This is a genomic window from Corynebacterium accolens (assembly GCF_023520795.1).
Taxonomy (GTDB): domain Bacteria; phylum Actinomycetota; class Actinomycetes; order Mycobacteriales; family Mycobacteriaceae; genus Corynebacterium; species Corynebacterium accolens.
This window is the reverse complement of sequence record NZ_CP046605.1, coordinates 2,324,263-2,341,302: the sequence shown is the minus strand read 5'-3', so window position 1 is coordinate 2,341,302 and position 17,040 is coordinate 2,324,263. Positions and strand designations below refer to the sequence as shown.

The following is a 17,040-nucleotide window of genomic DNA, read 5'->3' as shown; positions in this document are numbered from 1 at the left end:
TCCACCCCCTATACAGGAGAAATTAGACACATGAGTGATAAGAAATACGTCGCAGCTATTGACCAAGGAACCACCTCAACCCGCTGCATCATCTTCAACCACGATGGCGATCAGGTATCCGTGGGCCAGCTCGAGCACGAGCAGATCTTCCCAGAAAAGGGCTGGGTAGAACACGACCCGCAGGAGATCTGGAGCAACACCCGCCGTGCTGTGGGGGAGGCTTTGGCCAATGGCGATATAACAGTAGAAGATATCGACTCCGTCGGTATCACCAACCAGCGCGAAACCACCGTGGTGTGGGATAAGAACACTGGTGAGCCCGTCTACAACGCCATCGTCTGGCAGGACACCCGCACCTCCGCCATCTGTAAGGAACTGGCAGGTGAAGAGGGCCCGGATAAGTGGCGCCGCCGCACCGGCCTGCTGATCAACTCCTACCCAGCTGGCCCGAAGGTCAAGTGGATCCTCGATAATGTTGATGGTGTCCGCGAGCGCGCCGAAAAGGGCGAGCTGCTCTTCGGCACCATTGACTCCTGGCTGCTGTGGAACCTGACCGGCGGTGCCGAGGGCGACGGCGACAAGGAAGCGCTGCACGCAACGGACGTGACCAACGCTTCGCGTACGCTGCTCATGGACATCGAAAAGCTGGAGTGGGACGAAGATCTGTGCAAGGAAATGGGCATTCCGATGTCCATGCTGCCGGAGATTCGCCCGTCTCTGGGTGATTTCCGCACCGTCCGCGAGCGCGGTTCCCTCGCCGGCGTTCCCATTCGCGCCATCTTGGGTGACCAGCAGTCCGCTATGTTTGGCCAGGGCTGCTTCCGCGCGGGTTCGGCCAAGAACACCTACGGCACCGGCCTCTTCCTGCTGCTGAACACCGGTACCACCCCGAAGTTCTCCGAAAACGGCCTGCTGACCACCGTCTGCTTCCAGCGCGAGGGCGAGCGCCCCGTGTACGCACTGGAAGGCTCCGTTTCCATGGGTGGCTCCCTCGTGCAGTGGCTGCGCGATAACCTGCAGCTCATCCCCAACTCCTCTGCCATCGAGAACCTGGCACGCGAGACCAAGGACAACGGTGGCGTGTACATCGTCCCAGCGTTCTCTGGTCTCTTCGCTCCGCACTGGCGTTCCGATGCCCGCGGCGTCATCGTCGGCCTGACCCGCTTTGCCAACCGTGGACACCTGGCACGCGCCGTCCTCGAGGCAACCGCTTACCAGACCCGCGATGTGGCGGATGCCATGGTGGCGGACTCCGGCGTGGAGATCACCGAGCTGCGCGTGGATGGCGGCATGACCACCAACGAGCTACTCATGCAGTTCCAGTCTGACATCCTGGGCGTGGAGGTGCACCGCCCGAAGAACATTGAGACCACCGCAACCGGCGCCGCTGTTGCTGCCGGCTTGGACAATGGCTTCTGGGAGGACCTCAGCATCCTGGATACCCAGCGCGGTGACCTCACCGTATTCAAGCCCAAGATGGAGCAAGAAGAGGTGGACTACCTCTACGGTGAATGGAAGCGCGCTATCAAGCGTTCCTTGAACTGGGAAGACTCCGATGAGGATGAGATGGACTTCTAAATCCTGAAGTAAACTCGCGGGTATGGATACTTTCCCTACCCGGGCCCCTCGGCTCATCGCGAGCGATATTGACGGCACCCTGTTGGACCGCAATCATCGCGTCCCGCGTCGCAACCGCGACGCAGTGGCGCGGGCGGTGCAGCAGGGTGCTTATTTTGCGTTATCCACCGGCAGGCCCTTTCGCTGGATAGAGCCGGTGCTGGAGCAGCTCACGGTGCGCCCGGTATGCGTGACCTCAAATGGGGCGGTGCTCTATGATTCCGCGGAGGACCGCGTCTTATCCGCGCGCGAGCTGTACCCAGACGCGCTAGAAGAGGTGGTGACGGTAGCCCAGCGCGTCCTCGGTACCGTCGGCTTTGGCGCGGAACGCGCGGGCGGTTCGCTTGCCGATGCCCCCGAGGAGCTTTTCGTGGTCGATCCTCGCTACTCAGAAAATGCCCTCTTTGAGGGTTTTGGCGTGGTCAGCGTGGGCGAGCTGGTGGCACAGCCGGTGGTCAAACTGCTTATCCGGAACACGGATTATTCCGCACCGGAACTCTATGACTTGATTGCTCCCCATATCGATCCGGAGCTGGCGCATATCACCTACTCCATGCAGGAGGGCGTGCTCGAGGTCGCGGCCCCCAACGTCACCAAGCGCCGCGGCGTGGAGTGGTTGGCCAAGCAGCATGGGATAGCGCAGGAAGAGACCATTGCCTTTGGTGATATGCCCAATGACATTGAGATGCTCACCTGGGCCGGCTGCGGGGTGGCAATGGAAAACGCCCTCCCGGCGGTAAAGGCGGCCGCTGATGCGGTCACCGTGGCCAACCACCAGGCGGGCGTGGCGAAGGTGTTGGAGCGCTGGTTCTAGCGCCCCTTCTCCATGGGCGAGACTATTTGGTGTAAATGTCTACCTTTTCGGTATTCATGTTGTAGACAATCTCGCCGCCCTGGAACTGGACGCGGATTTCCTTGCCGTTCTTAATCTCGTTGGTCGTGGGCAGGCCGAGCTTGGAGGCGTTATCGCCCTCTGCCCACTTCTTAGCAATCTCCCCGGTCAGGGCCTTGGCGCCGGAGTCCTTGGAGGAGAGGACCACGCCGTTTTGGAAGAGCTGGTACATGATCTTGCCGGAATCGGTGGAGTTCGGTCCGCCTACGGCGAGGCCCAGGACTGGGCCAAAGGCGTTGAGGACGGAGGTCCAGGATTCCTTGAGTCCTTCATTATTAGAAAGCTGCACAACCTTGTTGACGATATTCGGAATATCGCCTGCGGTCAGGTTGCCGGCAACCTTTTTATCAGTATCCGGCTGTGCCACGCGGTCGTTGGCAACCAGGACGCCGAAGACGGCGGCGGCGATGCCAGCCAAGGCCTGGATGGTCGATACCGGAACATCGACCCCTCCGATGGAGGAGGTGGTCCCGTCCGGGGCGGACTGATCGCCGCTAATCGATGGCTTCTTATCCCAATTCATTGCAGCGGCGCTGCCGCCGGCCTTGACCGCGTTGTACTTCTGCTTGGTGTTATCGCGGATCTCTTTCCAGTGCTGCACGGTGTGGCTACCCGGGCACTGGGTGTAGTGGAAATCATTGTGTCCGCTGAAGGCAGGCACGGTTGCCTGCGTGCCGGCCGCATATTTGGATCCGCCGAAGCCACCAGAGGTCAGGGTAGCGGTGCCGGTGGGATCGATGCCGGAGATAGCGGCCTTCCATCCGGCGATTTCTGCTACCGAGTTCAGCATCTTCTGTGATGGTTCTGCAATTTCGTAGTTACCAATCATGGAAATGCCCCAGTTATGGGAGTTGAAGCCACCAACGTGGGCGCCCTGGACGGCCTTGTCGAGTCCGCCGTAACGGCCTTCGTAGATGGTGCCGAACTTATCCACGAGCACGTTGTATCCAATATCGCACCAGCCCAGGTTCTGTGCGTGGTATTCGTAGGCAGCGCGAACCTGCGCGGCGGCCTGTGCCGGGGTGTAGTTATTGGAGCCCGCGGTGTGGTGCAGCGTCATCGCCTTGATGCCGTCATCGTAGGTGGGCTGCTGGCAGCGCTTGGATTCATCGGCGCCCCATCCGGAGCGAGAAACTACCTTTGGCATGCCATCGGTGGTGGCAGTAGGTTCGATGGCTTGGCCTTCTTGGGCATTGCCGTCCATGAAGACGGCATCTAGGTCCGATACGGTGGTGCGGTCGGTGTTGTTCTCATCAGCTACAGGGGCGATATCGCCGACGTTATAGGGCAGCGGTGCGGCACGGTTGGCATCCGCAGCGCCGGCTGCTTTTTCGAGCAATTCAGCATCGTCATCCAGGTTGGAGCCGGTCACGAGGTCCACATTGGCCATGGATACCTGCACATCGTTGGTATCGCCCACGTAAATAAGCTCGGTACCGTTCTTGCCATCGCCGTAGTTCATGGCATCCATATCGAACCACTCGCTCCAGGAGCCGTCCTCCTGCTTGGAGCGGACGAAGGAGTGCACGTCGCGCTTGCCCTCCCAGGTCACAGCGAACATGTTGAATGGTTCGTCGCGGTGGAAGTGCTTGACGGCACGCGGGCCCTCGCCATCGCCTTGCGCTGCCACGGCGGGATCATCAACGACGACGGAGTCGGCGTCGCTAAAGCTTTCTGAGGCGTTTTTCACCTCGATGGGCCCGCCGGACCCAGAGTCCTGGGTTTTGAGGACCTGCTGGCCGCCGAATGCGGCCGCCATGACGAGGGCAATGGAGGAAACCGTCGCGATGACGGGTGTGGTCCACGGTGACCTCGTGGGGACTAGTCGACGTCGTTGCTTCACTCTATTCTCCCTGGGTTGAGTTAGGTGCCGATGTAGCTGTAAAAACGGTTGCCAAAAGTTAACAGTTGATAGTGATGCTACGAGTGTGACAACTGTGAATCTTGTTGCGACACGCCGATGACCCGTGTTCCTCGCTGGAGTGCAATAAAGTGGGAGCCATGACTTCTTATGACCTCATCGTTGTTGGTTCCGGATTCTTTGGCCTGACCGTTGCGGAAAGGGCCGCTAGCCAGCTGGGAAAGAAGGTGCTCATCGTTGAGCGCCGCGAGCACCTGGGCGGCAATGCCTACTCCGAGGCGGAACCCACCACCGGAATTGAAGTGCACAAATACGGCGCGCACCTCTTTCACACCTCCAATAAGCGGGTGTGGGAGTACTGTAACCAGTTCACCGATTTCACCGACTACCAGCACCGCGTCTTTGCCATGCACGATGGCACCGCCTACCAATTCCCCATGGGGCTAGGGCTTATCAACCAATTCTTCGGCCGGTACTACTCACCCGATGAGGCCCGCGAATTGATCAAGGACCAGGCCGGCGAATTCTCTGTGGATGAGGCCAAGAACCTGGAGGAAAAGGCCATTGCCCTTATCGGCCGTCCGCTCTATGAGGCGTTCATTCGCGACTACACCGCCAAGCAGTGGCAGACCGACCCCAAGGAACTGCCGGCCAGCAATATCACCCGCCTGCCGGTGCGCTACACCTTCAATAATCGCTACTTCAACGACACCTATGAAGGCCTGCCCGTCGATGGTTATGCGGCGTGGCTAGAAAACATGGCGGATCATGAAAACATTGAGGTCCGCCTGGATACCGATTGGTTCGATGTGCGCGATGATCTGCGCGCCGAGTCTCCGGACGCCCCCGTTATCTACACCGGCCCGCTGGACCGCTACTTCGACTTCGCCGAAGGCGAGCTCGGCTGGCGCACCTTGGACTTCGACCTCGAGGTGCTCGAGACCGGTGACTTCCAGGGCACCCCGGTGATGAACTACAACGATGCCGACGTGGACTTCACCCGCATCCACGAGTTTCGCCACTTCCACCCAGAGCGCAAGGACCGTTACCCCTCCGATAAGACGGTCATCATGAAGGAATACTCGCGCTTTGCCGATAAGGGCGATGAGCCGTATTACCCCATCAACACCCCGGAGGATCGCTCCAAGTTGGAGGCGTACCGCAAACTAGCCGCCCAAGAAGCCAAGGAGAACAAGGTGTTATTCGGCGGCCGCCTGGGCACCTACCAGTACTTGGATATGCACATGGCCATCGGCGCTGCGCTCTCCCTTTTCGATAACAAGCTCGTGCCCTTCTGGAACGAGGGCAAGGCCATCGAGCAAGAGCGCGGGCACTAAGAGCTGCTAATCCGCCCTGGGCACGCTATGCTTAGTCACCTCACAGGTTAGGAGGTGACGGCATGGCTCAACGCAAGAAATACACCAAGCCCGGGCACGCGGACCGCAGCATGTGGAAGATGTCCCCGGAGCGGCTCCAGGAGCATTTGAAACTGCGCAGCCGCGCAACGCGCATTCCCGATAAGAAAAAGCAGCAAGCAAAGAAGGCCTGCCGGAACACCCGGCGGGCCTTTCCGCTATCCAACCCAGCTATGATGAGTGCTCGCATCGCTTAATAGGTGCAGTACTGGAAAGTATTTTTATGGTGTTTATTCAGCCCGAAGCCCAAAAATTCCTCGAGCTGAACAGGGATGCCTCGCAGCTGGACACGCGCACCCCTGAAGAAAACCGCGCCGCCCAGCAGAAGACGGCAGCGGCTTGGGGCAAGAAAACCCCGATGGCTTCCGTGTACGAGACCTCGGTGCGCGGTGTCACGGTGCGGGTTTATATACCACAGGAGCCCGCGCTTTCCGATGCCCAGCCAGCAGAGCCTGCCTTCATCTTCTTCCACGGCGGCGGCTGGGTGCTGGGGGATTTAGAGACCACGGATACAACCGTGCGGGACATTGCCGCAGAAGCGGGAATCATCTGTATCAGCGTGCACTATCGCCGTGCACCGGAACACCCCTTCCCAGCACCACTAGATGATTGCCGTGCAGTAGTAGACGGGGTGTTACAAGGAGAACTGGGGATTGGCATCGATCCAACGCGCGTTGCCGTGGGCGGAGACAGCGCGGGCGGCAATATCGCAGCGGTGATTGCACAAGAACTGCGCGATAAGCTGGCTCATCAAGTGTTGATCTATCCCGTCATGGATTTATCCACCTTTGACACGCAATCCCATTCGGATTTTAGTGACGGCTACTACCTCACCCGGCGGCGCCTTAACTATTTTTATGATTCTTACGCGGGCACCGCAGACCGCACGGATATCCGTATGTCACCCGGCAGGAATGGCGATCTGGTGGGGCTACCTCCAGCGACGGTGATTACCGGTGAGCTTGATCCGTTGGTCTCTGAGGTAAGTGACTACGTTGAGCGAATGCTCAATGCGGGAAATGTAGTGAGCTCGATCGAATTTAAAGGCCAAGTTCATCCGTTCGTCCAGATGGGCGGGATTATTTCGGATGCGTTGATTGCGCGCACCATTATCGGCAGCGAATTAAAGCGTGCGCTGCGGGGCCGAGGCTAAAGGCCGCGATCTGCCCGAGCTAATAGAAATCTCGGCGTGAACACTCAACACAACACCCAACACTCAACACAACACTGCACATGTTGAGTGTTGTGTTGAGTGTTATGTGTAGTGTTCACCCATAGTTTCGGTGCTAAAACCCTGCCACCACCAGTTTTGCCAGCTGGCGGCCTCTGGGTGCGGTGGCGGAGTGATGGTGCCGTGTGGTGTGTGCATAGAGCTGACAGGGCTGATGCCGTGCAGTGAGTTGATAAACCATAGAGGGCATTCCGCAGCGAGTGCCGGGGTCAACGGGCGCTGAACGGTGGAAAGTCCTGCGTCATTGCAGCGGTGCAGGACCTGGCGCAGGGTCACGCTGGGCAGGCGCACGCCGGTAGGAAGCAGGAGGGTGTCGCCGTCCCAGGCGATGAGCGCGCCGGTGGTGATTTCTGCGATAGCGCCGTGGGCATCGACAATCGCGGTGTCATCGGTGCCGCTTACCTGATACTGCTCGCGGTAGGCGGCCAGGGCGGGCAGGTCCGGGCCTTTGACTAGAGGCCGCACTCGGGGATCGGGGGCCTGTGTATAAGTAAGGCGCGTGTGGGCGCGCGGAGCCGGGGCAGGCCGGATATCGAGGTAAAGCTCGTCGGCTATGAGGGCGATGCGGGGGAAGAGCTCGCCGCCTGAAAGCAGCTCCAGCATGGCGGGGACGAAGCCGGCGGGCAAGGCTCCAGCCACGGATTCGAAGCGCTTCAGGTGGAGCTGGAGGCCGTGCGTGCGGCCTTGCGAATGGCGCCAGGAATCGGCCACGGTGCAGGAAGCGGTTGGTGGGGTGCAGGGGATAAAGGCGCCGTCGCGCCAGATATAGGAGCTCATGACCACGCCCCGAGTACCGATTGGGCCTTGAGGTTTCTTTCGGCCAGCTCGGCTGCGGGATCGGAATCGAGGACGATGGCGCCGCCGGCACCGACGGTGACCTCGTTAGCCGCGCGCACCGCGGTGCGGATCACCACGCTGAAATCCGCCTCGCCGGAATAGCCGAGGTAGCCCACGATGCCGGAATAGACGCCGCGGGGTCCTGCCTCGAGGGCATCGATAATCTCGCAGGTGCGCAGCTTCGGCGCGCCGGTCATGGAGCCGGGCGGGAAGGCGGCGCGGATGGCATCGAGCGCGGTGGTGCCGGGGCGCAGCTGGCCGGTAATCGTGGAGACGAGCTGGTGCACGGTGGCGTAGCTTTCCACGTTCATCAGCCCTGGAACGCGCACGGTGCCGGGCTCGCACACGCGGGATAAATCGTTGCGCAAAAGGTCCACGATCATAAGGTTTTCGGCGCGGGTCTTGGGGTCGTCGCGAAGCAGGGAGGGGTCCTGGTGGGCTGGAATGGTGCCCTTGATGGGCTTGGCCTCGACGCGGTTATCGCGCACGCTGAGGAAGCGCTCTGGCGAGGCGCTGCAGATTTCCACGCCGTCGAATACCAGATGCGCCGCGTACGGTGCTGGGTTGTGCCGGCGCAGCGCTGTATAAATATCGCCGGTGGCCTGCGCGGTATAGGTATCGGTCAGGCAGACCTCGTAGCTTTCCCCGGCGTGCAAAAGCTCTTGGGCGCGCTGGATTCGGTCCAGGTAGTCGGTGGTGCGCCAGGCGCCCGCGCTTGCCGATGCCCCGCCACCACCCTCGCTTTCCTCCTGTTGCGCGCTGTGCACGGCGCTTTCCAGGCGGTCAAGCAGGCGCTGGGCACCGTCGCCGTCGAGGCAGCACAGGTGGGTCACCTGCCGGTGGTGGTCGTAGATGAGGAAGGACTGCGGCCGGATGAAGTAGGCATCGGGATACGGCGAGCGGTGGCGCAGCTGGATGGGCAAGGTAAGCTGCGCGCATCCGTAGCCCAAGTAACCGATTACCCCGCCGGTAAACGGTAAATCCGGCGCGTCAAAGACCTGCGTGGATAGCTCGCGCTCGAGGGTGGTGAGGATATCGGGGGCATCGCCAAGCCGGTAGCGAAAGGAGCGGCTAAGCGGACCGGTGGCATCGCCAAGAATGCTATAGCGCCCGCGCGCGTCGGCGGAGTCCAAGAAGAAGGCGTCGTTGCCGTCTGCCTGCAGCGCCGCGAAGACCCGTGGGCAGTCAATCGCGCCGGGGACCTCGCGGTGGAGCAGGCGAAAACCGCCGAGGAAATTGCGCAGCAGGGTCGCGCCGTGCTGGGTGAGTACCGATTCGGGGTGGAATTGCACGCCCCAATGCGGCAGGCCATCGACTTTGAGGGCCTGGACGGTGCCGTCCTCGCTGCGGGCGTGCACGGTGATGCCGGGGGCGGGCTCAATGTGCAGCGAGTGGTAGCGCACCGCCTGAAAATCCTGCGGGATGGTGGCGAAAATTCCCTCGCCGGAGTGGCTGATGGTGGATACGAAGCCGTGGCGCGGTTCGGGCGCGCGGCGTATGCGGGCACCGGCGAGCATCGCCAATCCCTGGTGGCCAAGGCAGACGCCGAGCAGGGGAATTCGCGCTGCGGCGGCCGCCTCGATAACGCGCCGGGACATGCCAAAGTCGTTGTCTTCCTCCGGGGTCCCTGGACCAGGGGAGATAACCACGTGGCTGAACTCGCCGGCGCGCACGTGCTCTGGGATGCCGGCGGCCTCGCCCGCTGGAACGACGAGGGGCTCGGTTCCAGAGACCTCTGCGATGAGGTGCGCGAGGTTAAACGTGTACGAGTCGTAATTATCAATGAGCAGGATCATCAAGGCAGAGTCTATAGTCCAGCGCGCCCCACGCGTAACTTGCTCCACGCGAGGGCTAACTACTGGGTTATGACCAATCAATTGACGTATGTCACACCGCGCTGTAAGGTTAACTTTAAGTTAACAAAAAGCAAACGGGGAAAGAATCCAGGAAAGGGGATAACAATGAACCAGTTTGAAACCCTCCGTCATGACCTACACACCAAGTACGGTCACGGATATACCCGTGCTGACATCGATGCGAAGCTGGACGAGGTCATCGCCAAGCACACCGCCCACGCCGAGCTTGTGGAATTCATCCCCGTGCTGGTAGAGCGCGAGGTGCGCGAGTTCTTCGGTGCCCACCGCATCCACGTTCGCTTCGCCGCGGGCAATAACCACGCCCTGGCCAAGGCTGCAGCGGACCTCACCAAGAAGCACGCCGGTGCGGCGCTCTACGTCGATACCGCCGCCGCGCACCCGGAAAATGACGGCAATGACCACCTGGCCCACGTCATGAGCGAGCGCGGGATGGGTCAGGCTCCCAAGAAGTACCTCGAAGAGGTGCGGACCGTGGCCATGCCGGACTACATCGTGTACCTGGGCCGCGAGGTCGAGCGCGATGAGGCCGGCAAGGACATCAAGATCTGGGACATCGCCCCGGCTGAGACCGTTGAGCAAGCCCGCGAGCTTGCCGATGACCTCGAGGCCCGCGTCTACTACATGCTGAACAAGCTGGGAATCGACCCGGTGACCGAGCGCGTGAGCGCATAAGGGAGGCGCCATAAGCCCTGGGCCGAGGAGGAATTCCTCGGCCCTTCTTTTATTGTCCGCGTGTAAACCCGAGCAGTCGCGCGAAAACAACTACGCTAGGTCGCTGACTACTGTTTAAATCGTTTGGAGAATCGAAGCAATCGTGACTGCCAACAACACCTCGGCATATGAGCCCCTGCAGCGAATCTTGCTGCCCAAGCGCGGCGAACCCTTTGACGTACGCATGCTCTACCTCATCGAGGCGGAGCAAAACCGCGAGCGCTTGAGCTGGACAAACCGGACCGCCGTGACCATCCCGGCCGGCGAGGAAGCCTCCTTTGAAACCTACTTCAACGCCTTCCCGGCCTCTTACTGGCGCCGCTGGTCGCAATTGCGCTCGGTGGTTCTAAGCCTGGAGATCGAGGGCCAGGCCAACGTTTCTTTGTACCGTTCCAAGCAGGATGGCCAGCGCATTTCCGTGGCCAACCATCTCGTGGGCACCGGCCACCACGAGTTTGAGCTGCCACTGAAGAACTTCGAGGATGGCGGCTGGCTGTGGTTCGATATCACCGCGGAAAAGGAAACCACGTTGTCGGATGCAGCCTGGTGCTCCCCGCAGGCCCCGGCAGCGCAGACGCTTCCCGATGGCACCGAGCTTGCCCCTTCCGAAAAGCGCGTCGCCGTCGGCATCCCCACCTTCAACCGCCCCACGGACGCCGTCGCCGCCCTGCAGGCGCTGGCAGAAGATCCCGTGGTGGATGAGATCATCGACTTCGTCCTCATGCCGGACCAGGGCAACCAGCACCCAGCCGATGAGCCCGGATACGACGAGGCGGTAGACCACTTTGGCGATCGCTTCCGCGAATTCCGCCAGGGCAACCTCGGCGGTTCCGGTGGTTATTCCCGCATCATGTACGAGGCGCTGGAAAACACCGATTCGCCCTTCATCTTGTACATGGACGATGACATCGCCATCGAGCCGGACTCCGTGCTGCGCGCAGTGCAGGCCGCGCGCTATGCGGAAAAGCCGATCATCGTCGGCGGGCAGATGCTCAACCTGCAGGAGCGCTCCCAGCTGCGCACCACCGGTGAGCAGGTCAATCGCTCCGACTTCATGTGGGGCGCGGCCCCGCACGCCGTGTACGACCACGACTTTGCCAAGTACCCGCTGCGCGCTATTGGCACACCAGAAACCCGCCTGGATCCAAAGAAGTACGATTCCCGCGACCTACACCGCCGCGTGGACGTGGAATATAACGGCTGGTGGATGTGCCTCTTCCCGCGCGTGGTGGCAGAGACCAACGGCCAGCCACTGCCGCTCTTTATCAAGTGGGACGATACCGAGTACTCCCTGCGCGCCGCCCGCAATGGGTTCCCAACCGTGACTTGGCCAGGCGCGGCCATCTGGCACATGGCCTGGGCGGATAAGGACGATGCCATTGACTGGCAGGCCTATTTCCACCTGCGCAACCGCCTGATCGTGGCCTCGCTGTACCACGATGGCGCAGTATCTGGCATTACTAGGTCTATCTTTAAATCCACGCTCAAGCACACTATGTGCATGGAATACTCCACCATGGCCATCCAAATTGAGGCCATGAAGGACTTCCTTGCGGGGCCAGACCGCCTCTTCGATATCTTGGATACCTCGTTGCCGCGCATCGCGGAGATCCGCAAGAACTACTCGGATGCGGTCATCATCGAATCCGCGGATCAGCTGCCAGCGCCGACCGGCGCGCCGGGCGTTCCCACCCGCAATGTGGGCGGCCGCCTGGGCAAGGTCAAAAAGCTGCCGTGGGCGGCCAAGGGCCTTAAGCACCTGCTGAGCAAGGAGGATCCGGCGCACCACGCGGCACCGCAGCTGAACCTCACCCCAGAAGAGGCGCGCTGGTTCACTCTGTCCCGCCTGGATTCCGCCACCGTGTCCACGGCCGGCGGCACGGGCGTAGCCTTCCGCAAGCGCGACCGCGATTTGGCCAAGGAGCTTATCGCCGAAACCCGTGGCCTGCTGAAGGAAATTGAAGAAAACTTCGATGACCTGCGGGCACGCTACCGCGCCGCGTTGCCGGAATTGACGGCGCGGTCCTCTTGGAAGAAGGTTTTTGATGCCCAATAAGCTTTCCATCGCAGAATCCCGCGTCCTGGAATCCATCCAGAACGCCGCCTTTGACGTGCCGGGTGTCGTGCCCACCGCCCGCGGTTTAAGCCACTTGGGCGAGCACGCCCTGGGCTGGTTGGGCAGCGCGGCCTTAGGCGCCAGCCTGGACAAAAAGCGCCGGGAAGACTGGATTCGGATCGGTGCCGCGGCTTTTACCGCGCATGCGGCAAGCGTGGTGCTCAAGCGCATCGTGCGGCGCAAGCGGCCCGATTATTCCTACGTGCGAGTTGGGGTGAAAACCCCCTCGCGCCTGTCCTTCCCGTCCTCGCATGCCACCTCCACCACCGCCTTCTTGGTGGGCCTTTCCCGCCTGACGGGGTCCAAGATCCCGCTTGTGGGAGTGCCGGTAATGATGGCATCGCGTATGGTGCTCGGGGTGCATTATCCAACCGATACCGTCGCGGGCGCAGCCATTGGCGCTGCCACCGCGCGGGCAATGACGAAGGAGAAAGACGCATGAGTGAGGCTGAGAATCAGCACTTTCTCTATTCGGAGCCGCATACGTCCGGTGTCGATACCGGCCGCAAGCGCAAGCCGCCGAAGAATTTGGCCGATGGCATGGTCAAGGCCCTGCGCCCGAAGCAATGGGTAAAAAACATCCTCGTGCTGGCCGCGCCCGCCGCGGCCGGTGCGGACTCGCTCTTTCACGGGCGCGTGCTTGTCGATGTCCTCCTAGCCTTCATCGTCTTCTGCCTCGGCGCTTCCTCCATTTACCTGATCAATGACGCCAAGGATTGGCGCGAGGACCAGGAGCACCCGACCAAGCGCTTCCGCCCTATCGCCTCGGGCGTGCTGCCCATCAAGGTGGCCTATGTCATGGCCGTGGTGCTCGTTGGCCTGTCCATCGGGCTGTCCTTCTTGGCCACCGCGGGGCTAGAGCTGGCCATCGTCATGGCGGTCTACATCGCCCTGCAGCTGGGCTATTGCTTTGGCTGGAAGCACATTCCGGTCATCGATATCGCTCTGGTCTCCTCCGGATTCATGCTGCGCACCATGGCCGGCGGCGTGGCCGCCGATATTGAGCTTTCGCAATGGTTCTTGCTGGTCGCCGCCTTTGGCTCGCTGTTTATGGCCTCTGGTAAGCGCTATGCCGAAATTTTGCTGGTGGAAAAGACCGGCGCGAAGATCCGCAAATCCTTGCAGGGATATACGCCGACCTACCTGCGCTTTGTGTGGACGCTGGCGGCCACCGCCGTGGTGGTCTTCTACTCCCTGTGGGGCTTTGAGCTGGCGAATGCCGCAACCTCCGGTGGCGTGTGGTACCAGATTTCCATGGTGCCGTTTACCATCGCCATCCTGCGCTATGCCGCCGACGTGGACCGCGGCCAGGGCGGAGCCCCGGAAGAAATCGCGTTGGGGGACCGCACCCTGCAATTCCTCGCCATCGCCTGGCTGGCCTGTATCGCTATGGCCGTCTACGTCATGCCCTTGTTTTAAGCACAAGGAATTTCGATAAGGTAAACCGCGCTGGGGCTGATACACTTTCACCCCGTGTGTAACACCGACAACAAGAACCTCGCGCGCTGGAGCGCGCCAGCGGCAATCATTGTTGTCGGTGTTTTGTCGTTTTGGGGCGGTTTCGCCCGCCGCTGGATCTCCGATGACGGGCTCATCGTCCTGCGCACCGTCCGCAACCTAGAGGCAGGCAATGGCCCGGTATTCAATGTGGGCGAGCGCGTTGAGGCCAATACCTCCACGCTGTGGCAATACCTCATCTTAGCGGTGCGGTGGGCCAGCAATGCTGAGCTAGAATCCATCGCCATCTACCTCGGGCTGGTCCTAGCCGTGGCGGCGATGGTGCTGGGCACGTGGGCATCGGCAAGCATGCACTCCGGCATCGTGCTCCCGGCCGGCGCCTTGGTCTATGTGGCGCTGCCGCCGGCGCGTGACTTTTTTACCTCCGGCCTGGAATGGGGCCTGTGCCTATTTTACCTGGCCATGCTGTGGTGGCTGCTGCTGCAGTGGGCGCGCCCGCACCGCCACGAGCGAGGGAATTCCGCCGCGTATTGGCTCGCCTTTTGGGCCGGGCTGTCCTGGCTCATCCGCCCCGAGCTGGCGCTGTACGGCGGCATCGTGGGGATCGTGCTGTTGGTTTCCACGCGCTCGTGGAAGGTGCTGGCCATCGCCCTGCCGCTGCCCTTGGGCTACCAGATTTTCCGCATGGGATATTACGGTCTATTGACCCCGCATACGGCGGTGGCGAAATCCGCCAGTGGCTCCGAATGGGGAAAGGGCTTTACCTACCTCGGTGATTTCATTGGGCCCTACTGGTTGGTGCTGCCGCTGGTCGTGCTGGTGGTAGCCGCACTCTGGAAGGCTGAGCTGCGCCCGCCGCAGCTGCGCTCTACCGCAAGCGCCGTCTACATCTTCGTCGGAACCGCTGTGCTGCACACCCTGTATGTCCTGCGGGTGGGCGGCGATTTCATGCACGGCCGCATGCTGCTTTTGCCGCTTTTTGCCGCCCTACTTCCCATTTTTGTGGTGAACCTGCGGGTATGGGTGGCTTCTGTCGCTTGCGCCGTGTGGGCGATCATCGTTGCGCTGCGCGGCCACCCGGTGGATCCAGCCGTCTATGACAGCGATATTTCCATTGTGGACGAGCGCGACTTTTGGACCCACACTACACGGATGGATGAACCGCCCCGCCACGCCGAAGAGTTCCTGCGCAGCGAGATGATGCACGGCTATACGGACGCGATTAAGGAGCTGGAGGATGGCGATGCCATGACCTTCCGCTACCTGCAAGACGATGGCAGCCCTTCCTGGCTGGCTACCGAGGGGGATCCTTCGCGCACGGATCCGCCCACGGTGTATTACCTCAACCTGGGGCTTACCTCCATGAATGCCCCGTTGGATGTGCGCGTGCTCGATGAGATTGGCCTGAGCAACCCGTTGGCAGCGCGCCAGCCCCGCATCGAGGGCGGGCGGATTGGCCACGATAAGAGCCTGGGCATGCCGTGGCAGGTGGCGGATTCCGCGGCCGATATTGATTCCGTGCCGTTCTGGATTGATAAGGACGCGGCCCGCAAGGCCCGCACCGCGCTTAACGATGCCGATTTTCAGGAACTCTTTGCCACGTACAGGGATCCCTTAACTTGGGGCCGATTCTGGGAAAACATTAAATTTTCCCTGACAGACGGGCGGACGCTTTCCTTCACTTCCGATCCGGGGTCTTACCTGGACTGATGGGGGAAGATGCAACATTTGGCCCGGGAGTGCATTAGACTGCTTGCTAGTTAGGCTTTCGCGTCGGGATGTTAACGGTTCACAGATTCCGAGCGATAAAGCTAAGTGACAATTACCAAATACTTTGTGAAGGAGAAAGATGACTGCATCTATTAGGGGTCGCGTCCTTTCGGTCATCATGGCAGTCGCCGTAGCGCTGGGTCTTGCCGTAGTGGCAGGCGGCACCCAGCAGGCGCACGCAGCTCACCGCGATTTCTTGCGTGCGGACAATACTGGCACGTGCGAGTGGGACCAGGTGGGCTGGTGGGTCCAGCGCTGCGACGTGTGGTCTCAGTCGATGGGCCGCAATATCCCAGTGCAGATCCAGCCCGCAAAGAATGGCGGCAACGCTGGCCTGTACCTCTTGGACGGACTGCGTGCGACCGACCGCACCAACGCGTGGGTCAATGACGTCAACGCGGCACGTACCTACGAGCCGCACAATATCACCCTGGTCATGCCGGTAGGCGGCGAGTCCTCCTTCTACGCTGACTGGCAGGCACCCGCTAAGTACGACCCGAACGAGCCGGTCAACTACAAGTGGGAGACCTTCCTGACCAGCGAGCTTCCCGCCTACTTGGAGAGCAACTTCGGCGTGGCCCGCAATAATAACTCCATTGCTGGCCTGTCCATGGGCGCTGGTTCTGCTTTGACCTTGGCTGCAAAGCACAATGACCAGTTCCGCCAGGCGCTGTCCTTCTCCGGCTACTTGACCACGACGGTGCCGGGCGCGCAGACCTTCATGCGCTTTGCCATGCTGGATGCCGGCGGGTTCAACATCAACGCGATGTACGGCTCGCTGTTTAACCCGAAGCGCTTCCAGAATGACCCCTTGCTGCTCATCCCGCAGCTGCGCAATACCGATGTCTACATCTCCGCCGCAACCGGTATCCCGGGCGACCTTGACCGCCAGCGCTACCTCCCAGAGCACCAAGCAGCCGGTGCTGCCCTTGAGGTCGGTTCCCGCATCACCACCCACGTCTGGGAAGGTGCAGCTCGCCTGCAGGGCCTGAACCCGACCGTGGACTACCCGGCACAGGGGCTGCACAACTGGCTACAGTTTGGCTACCAGCTGGAGAAGTCGAAGCCGCAGGTTCTCAACGTTATGAACGCTTGGTAAAAGCCTTTTGACGCTTTCGTCCCCTACCTTGTGGTAGGGGACTTTTTGCGTCTGTAATAGGGCTTGAGTTCAGCCTCGTCCGAACCGCAATAAATGGTGATATAAATTGCCTCCGGCGTGTCAGCCTTTCTTAAGCCTCAAGTTCAACTTAAACTT

The 17,040-nt window shown here is 61.0% G+C and carries 14 protein-coding genes; 11 read left to right on the top strand and 3 right to left on the bottom strand.

What is annotated here, in order from left to right; translation table 11 throughout:
- Positions 1 to 30: 30 nt before the first annotated feature.
- Together glpK and CACC_RS10965 are read left to right on the top strand one after the other, a co-directional pair.
- Entirely contained in the window at positions 31 to 1,578 is a 1,548-nt protein-coding gene (gene glpK, locus CACC_RS10970; RefSeq protein ID WP_005279713.1) for a glycerol kinase GlpK, read from the top strand.
- A gap of 22 nt (positions 1,579 to 1,600) precedes the next feature.
- On the top strand, positions 1,601 to 2,431 hold the full coding sequence (locus CACC_RS10965) for a Cof-type HAD-IIB family hydrolase (RefSeq protein WP_005279714.1): 831 nt from the start codon (positions 1,601 to 1,603) through the stop codon (positions 2,429 to 2,431).
- 22 nt (positions 2,432 to 2,453) lie between these two features.
- Here the strand turns inward: CACC_RS10965 and CACC_RS10960 are convergent, their stop codons facing one another.
- Entirely contained in the window at positions 2,454 to 4,352 is a 1,899-nt protein-coding gene (locus CACC_RS10960) for an N-acetylmuramoyl-L-alanine amidase (RefSeq protein ID WP_035108568.1), read from the bottom strand.
- 158 nt (positions 4,353 to 4,510) lie between these two features.
- Between CACC_RS10960 and glf the strand changes: the two genes are divergently transcribed.
- The 3 genes from glf (at position 4,511) to CACC_RS10945 (ending at position 6,938) form a co-directional block, all read left to right on the top strand.
- Positions 4,511 to 5,707 (top strand): UDP-galactopyranose mutase, encoded by a 1,197-nt coding sequence (gene glf, locus CACC_RS10955; protein WP_005279716.1) that lies wholly within the window; start codon positions 4,511 to 4,513, stop codon positions 5,705 to 5,707.
- A gap of 62 nt (positions 5,708 to 5,769) precedes the next feature.
- Entirely contained in the window at positions 5,770 to 5,982 is a 213-nt protein-coding gene (locus CACC_RS10950; protein WP_005279717.1) for a hypothetical protein, read from the top strand.
- Between the two features lie 26 nt (positions 5,983 to 6,008).
- Positions 6,009 to 6,938, top strand: a complete 930-nt coding sequence (locus CACC_RS10945; protein WP_005279719.1) for an alpha/beta hydrolase — start codon at positions 6,009 to 6,011, stop codon at positions 6,936 to 6,938.
- A gap of 102 nt (positions 6,939 to 7,040) precedes the next feature.
- On the opposite strand, the gene CACC_RS10940 is transcribed toward CACC_RS10945, so the two are convergent.
- Together CACC_RS10940 and CACC_RS10935 are read right to left on the bottom strand one after the other, a co-directional pair.
- Entirely contained in the window at positions 7,041 to 7,793 is a 753-nt protein-coding gene (locus CACC_RS10940) for an aminotransferase class IV (RefSeq protein WP_035108575.1), read from the bottom strand.
- The gene (locus CACC_RS10935) at positions 7,790 to 9,649 is read right to left on the bottom strand and encodes a chorismate-binding protein (protein ID WP_005279722.1); all 1,860 of its coding nucleotides are present in this window, start codon (positions 9,647 to 9,649) and stop codon (positions 7,790 to 7,792) included. Before CACC_RS10935 ends, CACC_RS10940 begins: the two co-directional genes overlap by 4 nt.
- Before the next feature lie 165 nt (positions 9,650 to 9,814).
- Between CACC_RS10935 and CACC_RS10930 the strand changes: the two genes are divergently transcribed.
- The 6 genes from CACC_RS10930 (at position 9,815) to CACC_RS10905 (ending at position 16,884) form a co-directional block, all read left to right on the top strand.
- Positions 9,815 to 10,402, top strand: a complete 588-nt coding sequence (locus CACC_RS10930; RefSeq protein WP_005279723.1) for a three-helix bundle dimerization domain-containing protein — start codon at positions 9,815 to 9,817, stop codon at positions 10,400 to 10,402.
- Positions 10,403 to 10,544: 142 nt separating this feature from the next.
- Entirely contained in the window at positions 10,545 to 12,497 is a 1,953-nt protein-coding gene (locus CACC_RS10925) for a glycosyltransferase (RefSeq protein ID WP_005279725.1), read from the top strand.
- Entirely contained in the window at positions 12,487 to 12,999 is a 513-nt protein-coding gene (locus CACC_RS10920; protein WP_005279727.1) for a phosphatase PAP2 family protein, read from the top strand. Before CACC_RS10925 ends, CACC_RS10920 begins: the two co-directional genes overlap by 11 nt.
- Complete coding sequence (locus CACC_RS10915; protein WP_005279730.1) at positions 12,996 to 13,976, top strand: decaprenyl-phosphate phosphoribosyltransferase; 981 nt, start codon at positions 12,996 to 12,998, stop codon at positions 13,974 to 13,976. The genes CACC_RS10920 and CACC_RS10915 overlap by 4 nt, the downstream gene beginning before the upstream one ends.
- A gap of 54 nt (positions 13,977 to 14,030) precedes the next feature.
- On the top strand, positions 14,031 to 15,725 hold the full coding sequence (locus tag CACC_RS10910; protein ID WP_005279731.1) for an arabinofuranosyltransferase AftB family protein: 1,695 nt from the start codon (positions 14,031 to 14,033) through the stop codon (positions 15,723 to 15,725).
- A 139-nt stretch (positions 15,726 to 15,864) separates the two neighbouring features.
- Complete coding sequence (locus tag CACC_RS10905) at positions 15,865 to 16,884, top strand: alpha/beta hydrolase (protein ID WP_005279732.1); 1,020 nt, start codon at positions 15,865 to 15,867, stop codon at positions 16,882 to 16,884.
- Positions 16,885 to 17,040 lie beyond the last annotated feature (156 nt).

Excerpts from the sequence above, each read along its gene's own strand:
- glpK (WP_005279713.1), top strand. The coding sequence starts at position 31 with ATGAGTGATAAGAAATACGTCGCAGCTATTGACCAAGGAACCACCTCA.
- CACC_RS10965 (WP_005279714.1), top strand. The coding sequence starts at position 1,601 with ATGGATACTTTCCCTACCCGGGCCCCTCGGCTCATCGCGAGCGATATT.
- glf (WP_005279716.1), top strand. The coding sequence starts at position 4,511 with ATGACTTCTTATGACCTCATCGTTGTTGGTTCCGGATTCTTTGGCCTG.
- CACC_RS10950 (WP_005279717.1), top strand. The coding sequence starts at position 5,770 with ATGGCTCAACGCAAGAAATACACCAAGCCCGGGCACGCGGACCGCAGC.
- CACC_RS10945 (WP_005279719.1), top strand. The coding sequence starts at position 6,009 with ATGGTGTTTATTCAGCCCGAAGCCCAAAAATTCCTCGAGCTGAACAGG.
- CACC_RS10940 (WP_035108575.1), bottom strand. The coding sequence starts at position 7,793 with ATGAGCTCCTATATCTGGCGCGACGGCGCCTTTATCCCCTGCACCCCA.
- CACC_RS10935 (WP_005279722.1), bottom strand. The coding sequence starts at position 9,649 with ATGATCCTGCTCATTGATAATTACGACTCGTACACGTTTAACCTCGCG.
- CACC_RS10930 (WP_005279723.1), top strand. The coding sequence starts at position 9,815 with ATGAACCAGTTTGAAACCCTCCGTCATGACCTACACACCAAGTACGGT.
- CACC_RS10920 (WP_005279727.1), top strand. The coding sequence starts at position 12,487 with ATGCCCAATAAGCTTTCCATCGCAGAATCCCGCGTCCTGGAATCCATC.
- CACC_RS10915 (WP_005279730.1), top strand. The coding sequence starts at position 12,996 with ATGAGTGAGGCTGAGAATCAGCACTTTCTCTATTCGGAGCCGCATACG.
- CACC_RS10905 (WP_005279732.1), top strand. The coding sequence starts at position 15,865 with ATGACTGCATCTATTAGGGGTCGCGTCCTTTCGGTCATCATGGCAGTC.